9 protein-coding genes and 1 pseudogene are annotated in these 9,235 nt (G+C 39.9%); all 10 read right to left on the bottom strand.

The annotated features are described in order from the left end of the window. Positions 1-129 (bottom strand): annotated as a pseudogene (prfB, locus tag O3622_RS09845) (peptide chain release factor 2); the annotation flags it as partial. Positions 130-239: 110 nt separating this feature from the next. Then, complete coding sequence (locus O3622_RS09840) at positions 240-896, bottom strand: CBS domain-containing protein (protein ID WP_000268642.1); 657 nt, start codon at positions 894-896, stop codon at positions 240-242. Positions 897-1,048: 152 nt separating this feature from the next. Then, positions 1,049-2,476, bottom strand: a complete 1,428-nt coding sequence (locus O3622_RS09835) for a cytosine permease (protein WP_000041471.1) — start codon at positions 2,474-2,476, stop codon at positions 1,049-1,051. A gap of 1 nt (position 2,477) precedes the next feature. Further along, the gene (locus O3622_RS09830; RefSeq protein ID WP_000859100.1) at positions 2,478-2,663 is read right to left on the bottom strand and encodes a hypothetical protein; all 186 of its coding nucleotides are present in this window, start codon (positions 2,661-2,663) and stop codon (positions 2,478-2,480) included. A gap of 1 nt (position 2,664) precedes the next feature. Next, positions 2,665-4,443 carry a phosphotransferase gene (locus O3622_RS09825; RefSeq protein ID WP_000954674.1) on the bottom strand — a complete coding sequence of 593 codons (1,779 nt, stop codon included), beginning with the start codon at positions 4,441-4,443 and terminating at the stop codon, positions 2,665-2,667. Positions 4,444-4,852: 409 nt separating this feature from the next. Then, positions 4,853-5,563 carry an ABC transporter ATP-binding protein gene (locus O3622_RS09820; protein WP_000062204.1) on the bottom strand — a complete coding sequence of 237 codons (711 nt, stop codon included), beginning with the start codon at positions 5,561-5,563 and terminating at the stop codon, positions 4,853-4,855. After that, positions 5,563-6,327, bottom strand: coding sequence for an ABC transporter ATP-binding protein (locus O3622_RS09815; RefSeq protein ID WP_001186014.1), 765 nt, complete (start codon positions 6,325-6,327; stop codon positions 5,563-5,565). Before O3622_RS09815 ends, O3622_RS09820 begins: the two co-directional genes overlap by 1 nt. Continuing rightward, positions 6,327-7,283, bottom strand: coding sequence for a branched-chain amino acid ABC transporter permease (locus O3622_RS09810; RefSeq protein ID WP_125398113.1), 957 nt, complete (start codon positions 7,281-7,283; stop codon positions 6,327-6,329). Before O3622_RS09810 ends, O3622_RS09815 begins: the two co-directional genes overlap by 1 nt. Positions 7,284-7,286: 3 nt before the next feature. After that, positions 7,287-8,156: a branched-chain amino acid ABC transporter permease gene (locus O3622_RS09805; RefSeq protein ID WP_000941413.1), complete on the bottom strand. Its 870-nt coding sequence runs from the start codon at positions 8,154-8,156 to the stop codon at positions 7,287-7,289. A gap of 119 nt (positions 8,157-8,275) precedes the next feature. Continuing rightward, on the bottom strand, positions 8,276-9,235 hold a 960-nt coding region (locus O3622_RS09800), incomplete at its 5' end, for an ABC transporter substrate-binding protein (RefSeq protein ID WP_371607405.1).

Here is a 9,235-nt window from a genome sequence, read left to right as displayed (position 1 = left end):
GGTTCTGTCATCTTGTTTTCCAAGATGGCAATCTCTTCCTCTAAGCCTTCGAGGTCAAAGAGACCCCCTAAAAGAAGCTAATTTTTCACGATTTGCGTCAATTTTTTGACGAATTTCTGAAATGTCCATAGATACTCCTTTTCATATCGTTTTATTATACCATAATCTCTCATTTCTTTCCATATTTTGCTTTTCACCGCTTTTGATGGCAGAAGAAAAGAGGCTTTATAGCCTCTTGTTTAAAGGACTTTGGCAGAGGTATGAGTGATCTCCTCCACTTGAATTCCTTCTTTTTCAAACTTTTCCTTTAATGCAATCAAATCGATTTTTCCATCAATTTGAACTTCGATGACGACCTTGCCATCCTTACGTGGAATGTTGACAGTATGGGAAATATTTAAATCCTCCTCTACAATTAGAGCTACAATTTTCCCCAGTACTCCGACTTCATTTTCTGTAATGAAACGAACACGAATCCCCTCTTCTCCGTATCCAGCGATTTCCAAGAAAGCCTGAAAAACATCGCGGTCTGTAATGACGCCGTAGACCTGATGATTGTCTACGACTGGTAATATCCCAATTTTATTTTTCAGCATCAGGTAGGTCGCATCTTCTAGACTAGCATAGCCAGAAACCGTCACGACATCTCGAATCATTACATCTTTTACTTTGGTTTTATTCAGAAGATAATTCATCTCATAGATAGAGAGACTGGTTGCTTTAGATGGGCTGGCTTCCGCAATGGTTCCTTCTGTTACCAATCCGACTAATTGATCGTTTTCGATAACAGGTAAACGGTGCAAACCTTGCTCGCGCATCAAATCTGCTGCATGTGCTACAGTCGTATCTGGACTGATATAAACTACCTTACGGGTCATGAAATCTTTAACTGCCATGAGACTTCTCCTTCTATATTGCTACTTTTATTATACACTTTCTTAGAAAATCTATCAAACGCTTTCATCTCTTTTTCAAGATTTTGAATAATCTGAGAAATTTGCATAAAATGCCAGTATAAATTAAGAGGGAACCATAGTCCCCTCTCTTCTTAAATCGTAACAGTGTCTCGATCTTTTATCATATAACGTTTCAGTGGGCTAAGACTGGCTAGCCAATATAGTAGACCGCCAAATAGTGCAGTAAATCCGCTACCAGTTGTGATTAAAAAGATTGGACTTTGAATCTGTGCAGTTACAGGGTTGTAGACAAAAAGTACCGCTACCAATAAGGAGATAAATACGCAAGACAAGCCAACTAAGTTAAATCCTTTAGTAAATTCGTAGGCGTCATGCCCTTCAAGGAAATAGGCTGAACGCAAGTCGAGTTTTCGTTTTCTTAAGATAAAATAATCGACAACAATCATACCAATAATTGGCCCCTGAATATAGGCGGCTAGGGAGATGAAGGATCCGAAATACTCTTCTACTCCTCCCCAGATAGTGAGTAGACTCACGTAAACCATGGCAATCCAAACCATTAGTTTATAGCTTACTTTGGGCATCCCACTTTTGACAATCATACAGTTCACGTATGATCCTGTCCCCTGGGTTCCAATATTGGCAAAGGCTACTAGTAGTAGACTTAAGAGGGCAAAGGCTGGGGTGCTTAGAGTTGATAGCATGGTTGTTGGATCACTTTCATAAACACCTGTTTTGACAAACATGGCTAGAGCCATGACTCCACCTGTCGCAACGAAGAATGGAGCCACAACTCCGTATGATAAGGCTGTAGCCCAATAACCACTGCGTTCTGATTTTGCCAAACGCGGCAAGACCAATGCTTGTGTAGACCAAGAGAAGGCAAATGCAACATTTCCTTCTCCAGAGAGCATGAAGCGTTCTAATGGCGTCAAATCTCCTTGAGTGGCTGGTTGGATATTCATAATATCCGTTATAGGAACGGCGACAAAGCAGATTCCAACGATAATGAGACCAACAATCAATAAGGCGATAACCAAGAAGCGATTGGTCCATTTAATCACTTCTGGGCCTCCAAGAGCAATGAGAGTCCCAAGCAGTACACAGAGGGTACCAAGAATAGGCGCCCATACTCCCTTGTCCAAACCAAGACCAAAGTTATTTGCCAAATGGATCATGGAACTAGCAAAAAGATTGGCCGCAACAGCATACCATCCAAAGTTAGCCAAGCTAATAATGGTCGATAACAGGGCTACACCTCTTTTTCCTAGAACAGCTCTCAACCAAATCCACAAATCAATTCCATACTTAACCGCAAACAAAATAGGAAGACATTCAATAAAGACCCAGATAATGTTAAAGCTAAAAATATTTATCAACATTTGATTAAAGGTCAAATATTGAGCTACATAGGCTCCTTGGGTATAACACCAAGTAGCAATGGCAAAACCACTTGTCGATAGAAAGAGATCCCAGAAAGAATACTGACGATCCTTATTGGTCATGGGAACAATTCCGGTTATGGTTTCTTGTTGGATATAGTCATTCATTTTAGACATGTTATTGAATTCCTCCCGTCATTGCTAAGATAATCAAAACAAGGTTGATTAGGACTATGGAGATGATTAAAATGAAATCACTTTTTAGGAAGGGTTGAACAAACTCGTAGTTTGGCGACTCCATTTCTTCCAATCTTCTCTTTGTTTCAGTTGCTACTAAATCTTCAATTTCGGATGTCGTTTTCATCTTAGTTTTCCTCCAAATACAAGTCAAGGGCCAGTTGTCCATATTGTTTGGTATAGCGATACCAGATGTAGAGGAACTCACCGACTGGTTTTCCAACACTCTCCTGGAACAAAGCCCACAAGAACCAATAATATGAGGTCACTGCTACATAAGCTAAGTAGTGACGTTTGGTTTTCTTATCTGGAACTCCTTGTAGATACAATTCTAGTACTTTTTCAGCATCCTCCACGGTATAATTGGAACACGCGATAAAGGTGCCCAAATCTCCTGCTGGCTCTCCCATTCCAGAATATTCCCAGTCAATCAAGCTCATTTCGCCTGCTTCATTTAACAAAAAATTAGGACTATAGGAATCTCCATGACAAAGGACAACCTGTTTCGGATCATTCTGTAAATAATTTTTGAGAATTGAGACAGTTTTATCCAATTCCTCGAGACCATCAAACTCAAATCGATTTCTAGCCTTCAATTTTTCTCTAAAATCATCAATCCCTTCAAATTGGTCAAAGGAATGTCCCGTTTTTTCTCCAGATTGGTGTAACCGTCTCAAGAGGTCCATTGCTTGTGCCACATCATCCCAATTATCATAATCCAGTTGCTTAGCATTAGGAATAAATTCTGAAATTTTCCAGCCCTCATCTTTGTTCATAGCTACAAAGGTACGGTCAATCTTTAATTTTGCAGCAATTTCCATAGAAGCTGCTTCACTAGCTCGGTCGATATAATTTTCTGTTCCCCTACCCGGATGACGGTAAACATATCTTTTCCCTAGACAGTCAAATGAAAATGATGTGTTGGTTAATCCATCTTTTAGTGGTTTGATATTGACAATATCTGAAGCCACACACTTTAATGTCTTACAGATATTATCAATAATGGCCGAATCTGCATTTACCAAATAACGTTCATCAAATTGACGTAGTTCATCTAGTGAATCAAATTCTTTAACAATATCCGCTGAATAGTGGCGCGCTTCTAAAAGGAGTTCTTTGACATGGCGACCATAGTAATCCTCCCAAAGCTGTTCCCGATAAGGTTCGTGTTTAAACTCGGTTTCTAAAACTTCCTTGAATTTCTCGCTGAATGCACGGTCGAAATAAACGTGCCCCACCATGGCCCAAGTATTTTCTCCACCAATCTGGATATCAATGATGGTGTGATTCGAATCCTCTATAACACAATATTCGTCCGTTTGACCTTCTGCGAATATCGTCGAGTAGTAACCTCTATAAATATATTGCTCAAAAGGATTTTCCACAAAATAATTATCCGATGAACAAATATACGTGTTGGAAAGTTGATCTTTAACCAACATAAGAGACGAACAGTTATTGTATTTGAAGTAATCATTATTCACTACAATTTTTACACCAAACTTCTCTGCAAGATAGAACATTTTTTCTTGAAGATAGCCTACAATAACGGTTATATCTTCTATTCCCGCTTCTTGCAGTTGTCTGATTTCCCTCTCTATCAAGCGTTCCCCCTTGACTTGAAGTAATCCTTTAGGAATCTCATAAGACAAAGGAGCAAAACGACTACTCATGCCAGCAGCCATTATAATGGCATTTTTTACTCGATAGGGTTCTAAAACTTTCTGACCTAGTTCTGTTAAGTGAAGCTCCTCATCAAGCCACTTCTCTTCTTTCAGTTTTTTCAATAATGTGTTGATTGTTCCTAAAGATAGGTCTAACTCTTCAGCTAACTGTCGCTGAGTAAATGTCTTTTCTTTATGTATCAACATAAAACGCAAAAGTTTAAATTGTTTTTCTGTTAGCATTCTTAGTCCTCCTGTTCAATTTTTTCTTACTCATATTATAATATGAACAAAAATGACTGTCAATTCAAATAGGGAAACAATGAGTAAAAATTAAGACCTTCTTCCCTTTCCTCAAAAAACATATAAATAAAAGAGCTCCTTATTCTGGAGCCCTGAAATATTTTATATTTTTGATAAGTAGTCGTATTAGGTTTCGCTTGATTGCAATCCTTATCCGCCGACTAAAAAGGTCACCCAGACTATAGAGGGATTACGTGCGCAATCTCCATCCACAACCTAAACTAGTCTCTCAGACTAGAGGAGAATTGCTTATGCAATCCTTATCCTCCGACTAAAAAGGTCCCCCGGACTATAGAGAGATTGCTTGCGCAATCCTTATCTACCGACTAAAAAGGTCCCCGGGACCTTTTTAGCCACCTAGATATGCTTTTCTGACTTCATCTGATGCTGCGAGTTCTTTTCCTGTTCCTGATAGGACGATCTTGCCTGTTTCAAGTACATAACCTCGGTCAGAGATAGCAAGGGCCTTGTTAGCGTTCTGTTCAATTAGGAGAACCGTTGTTCCTTGCTTCTGAATATCTTGAATGATATCGAAAATTTCTTGGATAAAGATCGGGGCAAGTCCCATTGACGGCTCATCCAAGAGAAGGAGCTTAGGTGTAGACATGAGAGCGCGTCCCATAGCCAGCATCTGCTGTTCACCACCTGAAAGAGTTGCCGCATCTTGGTTTTTACGCTCTTCAAGACGTGGGAAGCGTGAGAAAACTTTTTTCAAGTTAGCTTGATTTTCTTCACGATTTTTCTTTAAAAAGGCTCCCATTTCTAAGTTTTCCATAACAGTCAAACCTGGGAAAACATGGCGTCCCTCAGGGACTTGTGAAAGGCCACCTGCCACGATTTTTTGTGCAGGCAACTTTTGAATTTCTTTTCCCAAAAACTCAATTTTACCAGCACTTGGACGAACCAAACCTGAAAGGGTACGAAGAATGGTTGTTTTACCGGCACCATTGGCACCGATAAGGGAAACAACTTCACCTTCATTAACCTCGAAACTTACATCACGAACTGCTTGGATCATACCGTAATGCACAGAGAGGTTTTCAACTTTTAACATAGACATCAGGCTTCACCTCCTAGATAAGCTTCGATAACGCGTTTGTTGTTCTTGATCTCATCCGGAGTCCCATGAGCAATCAAACGACCATATTCAAGAACATAGATACGCTCAGTGACTTCCATAACCAAATTCATGTCATGTTCAATCAGCATGATGGTAATTTTAAATTCATCTTTGATACGACGGATCAATTCTGTCAATTCAGCTGTTTCTTGTGGATTCATACCAGCTGCAGGTTCGTCCAAAAAGAGAATCTTGGGTTCGGTTGCCAGAGCACGAACGATTTCTAATCGACGTTGTTGACCATAGGCCAGATTCTTCGCAAGAGTATCTGCGTCACCATCCAAATCAAAGATCTTCAACAAGTCCAGAGCTTTGCTTTTTAATTCTTCCTCATTCTTATAAAAAGCTGGTAGACGTAGAAAGCTCGCAAGGACATGTTGTTTATGATGATTGCTAAATGCAATCAAAACATTTTCCAAAACTGTCAAGTCCTTGAACAAACGAATATTTTGGAAAGTACGACTGAGACCAAGTGAAGCAATCTTATAGGGAGTTTTCCCATTTAGGAGGTGACCATCTAGTGTCACAGTACCTTCGCTTGGTTCATAAACACCGGTCAAGAGATTGAAAAGGGTCGTTTTACCAGCCCCGTTTGGTCCAATCAGACCAACCAATTCTCCCTCATTCAATTCAAGAGTGACATCTCCAACAGCTGTTAGACCGCCAAAATGTTTGGTTAACTGTTTAACTTCAAGTAGTGCCATTAGTTTTGTCCCTCCTTCTTCGATTTTTTAAAGAAACGTGATAGACTTAATTCCCATGTCCCAAGAAGTCCACCTGGTCTGAAAATCATGACCAATACAAGAGCCAAAGCGTAGATAATCATACGTACGCTTGCTACATCCTGAAGGAGCATATTTAAAATTCCTAAAACAATCGCTGAAACGATGGTACCAGTAATGGATCCAAGTCCACCAAATACAACGATAATCAACACGTTGATGGAATTAATAAAGGTGTAATCTTTTGGGACAACAGATCCGATAAAACCAGCCTGAAGTGAACCAGCAATACTTGCTGTAATGGCTCCAAAGACAAAAGCGATAATCTTGATCTTTGTGGTGTTTACCCCAACAGACTCTGCAGCAATCTCATCCTCACGAACAGATAGAGTAGAGCGTCCAATTGGACTACGTAAGAAATTGAGAGTTGCAATAGTTGTAATCACTACAAAAAGATAAACCATTTGCCAGTTGGTAAAGTTTGGAATACCCAAGATACCAGCAGCACCGTTGGTCAAACTGCCACCATTAATGATAAAGATACGAATGATTTCTGAAACACCTAGTGTCGCAACAGCCAGGTAGTCACCCTTTAAACGAAGCGTTGGAATCCCAACGAGCAAAGCGACTGCACCAGAAATCAAGGCACCCAAGACCATTGCTCCAAAGAAGGCACCATAGGTTGGTGATTTTGAACCAATAATCGCTGCTGCATAAGCCCCAATCGCCATAAAACCTGCATGACCAAGTGAGAATTGTCCTGAAAAACCAACGATTAAGTTCAAACCTACTGCAAGGATGATATTAATCCCAATTTGTTCTAAAATTTGGACATGGAATAGATTGAGAACACCAGCAGAAACCAGTACAGTAATCAATCCATAACCCGCTAACAGAAGGAATAACCAGAGAGTATTTACTTTAAGATTTGTCTTCATTGTTTACACCTTCTCTTTCACATTCTTACCAAGGATACCTGCAGGTCGAACAATCAGAATCAAAAGCAAGATTCCATATACGATAGCATCACGGAAATCAGACATACCGAAGGCAGTAGCAAATGTTTCCAACAAGCCAATTACAAATCCCCCTAGAGCTGCACCAGGAATAATCCCGATACCACCGAGTACGGCCGCAACGAATGATTTCAGACCTGGAGTCACACCCATCAAAGGTTCAAGAGAGTTGTAGTAAAGGGCAATGAGGACACCTGCTGCACCAGCAAGGGCTGAACCCAAAGCAAAGGTAAAACTGATTGTACGATTTACATTAATTCCCATCAATTGAGCTGCGTCACTATCAACTGATACCGCACGCATGGCTTTCCCCATTTTTGTTTTTTGGACGATCAATTGCAATAAAACCATCAAGAGTACAGAAACTGCTAAAATCATCAATTGAACGTTTGTCAAGCTAATTGGTCCCAAGTCAAAGCGGACTGTTTCAATTGCTTGAGGGAAGGCACGAGTATTAGCACCTACTAAATAAACCATTCCGTATTCCAGTAGGAAAGACACTCCGATGGCAGTAATCAATACAGCAATACGTGTAGAGTGTCGTAAAGGACGGTAGGCAAGAAACTCAATCACAACACCAAGCAATGCGGTCCCTGCCATTGAAATAATTAAAGCTAAAAAGAAATCCATTTGGAAAGAATTAATCAAAAAGTAACCAATAAAGGCACCCATCATGTATATATCGCCATGGGCGAAGTTGATGAGTTTGATAATTCCATAAACCATGGTATAACCCAGAGCCAAAAGTGCATAAACACTACCCAGAATTAGACCATTCACAAGTTGTTGGAGCATAGCATTCACTCTTTTCTATCGTTATTTTTTAGAAAATTTCATTATTTTCACAAGTTCATAAACACCGAAACAGGGAGTGAGTCAAAGGCTCATTCCCCATTTCAATTACTATTCTAATGTTATGGTTTTACAACTTCTGCTTCTTCAACTTTACCATTGTTCATGGTCATCATGTAAGCAGTTTTCACTGTATTGTGGTCAGCATCAAAGCTTGTTTGACCAGTGACACCATCAAAATCTTTGGTTTTAGCAAGGTTGTCCTTGATCTCACCTGAGTTTTTAGCACCTTTTGCAGCATTTGCTACTAAGTAAACTGAGTCATAGGCCAAAGCTGAGAATGTTGAAGGCTCTTCGTTGTATTTAGCACGGTATGCTTCAAGGAAAGCTTTAGCTTTTGCAGAAACATCAACAGTAGTTGAGAATCCAGAGATGAAGTAAATGTTTGATGCTCTTTCAGCAGTTGCTTGTTGAACAAATTCTTCACCGTTAAATCCATCACCACCAATGATTGGTTTATCAATTCCCATACCACGAGCTTGGTTTACAATTTTACCAGCTTCTGTGTAGTAACCTGGAACTACGATAGCGTCAAACTCTTTGTCTTTCATTTTAGTAAGGGCTGCTTGGAAGTCAGTATCACCTGCTACAAACGTTTCATCTGCTACAATCTCACCCTTGTAGGCTTCGCGGAATGATTTAGCAATACCTTTTGCATAGTCACTAGCGTTGTCAGTATAAAGAACAACCTTCTTAGCATTCAATTTGTTTGTTACATAATTAGAAATAATCTTCCCTTGGAAGCTATCTTGGAATGTTCCAATAAATAGGTAATCTTGACCTTTAGTCAAACCGTCTTGAGTAGCACTTGGTGAAATCAATGGCACTCCAGCTTTAGTAGCGTTAGCTACAGCTGCAGCAGTTGCACCAGATGTCGCAGGTCCTACAATAGCTGCTACTTTTGATTGGGTAACAAGGTTTGTTGTAACAGAAGCTGCTTCAGCAGTTTCTGACTTGTTGTCTTTGTCTACAACTTCGATTTGTTTCCCATCAATTCCACCTGCAGCATTGATTTCGTCTAC

The organism is Streptococcus sp. 27098_8_51, from assembly GCF_041432205.1.
Lineage (GTDB): Bacteria > Bacillota > Bacilli > Lactobacillales > Streptococcaceae > Streptococcus.
Note: the sequence above shows the minus strand (reverse complement) of the source record. Positions and strands in the feature narration are given on the sequence as shown.

Bases quoted from the DNA above. Each gene is read 5' to 3' on its own strand.
- O3622_RS09840 (WP_000268642.1), bottom strand. From the start codon at position 896: ATGGCAGTTAAAGATTTCATGACCCGTAAGGTAGTTTATATCAGTCCA.
- O3622_RS09835 (WP_000041471.1), bottom strand. From the start codon at position 2,476: ATGTCTAAAATGAATGACTATATCCAACAAGAAACCATAACCGGAATT.
- O3622_RS09830 (WP_000859100.1), bottom strand. From the start codon at position 2,663: ATGAAAACGACATCCGAAATTGAAGATTTAGTAGCAACTGAAACAAAG.
- O3622_RS09825 (WP_000954674.1), bottom strand. From the start codon at position 4,443: ATGCTAACAGAAAAACAATTTAAACTTTTGCGTTTTATGTTGATACAT.
- O3622_RS09820 (WP_000062204.1), bottom strand. From the start codon at position 5,563: ATGTCTATGTTAAAAGTTGAAAACCTCTCTGTGCATTACGGTATGATC.
- O3622_RS09815 (WP_001186014.1), bottom strand. From the start codon at position 6,327: ATGGCACTACTTGAAGTTAAACAGTTAACCAAACATTTTGGCGGTCTA.
- O3622_RS09810 (WP_125398113.1), bottom strand. From the start codon at position 7,283: ATGAAGACAAATCTTAAAGTAAATACTCTCTGGTTATTCCTTCTGTTA.
- O3622_RS09805 (WP_000941413.1), bottom strand. From the start codon at position 8,156: ATGCTCCAACAACTTGTGAATGGTCTAATTCTGGGTAGTGTTTATGCA.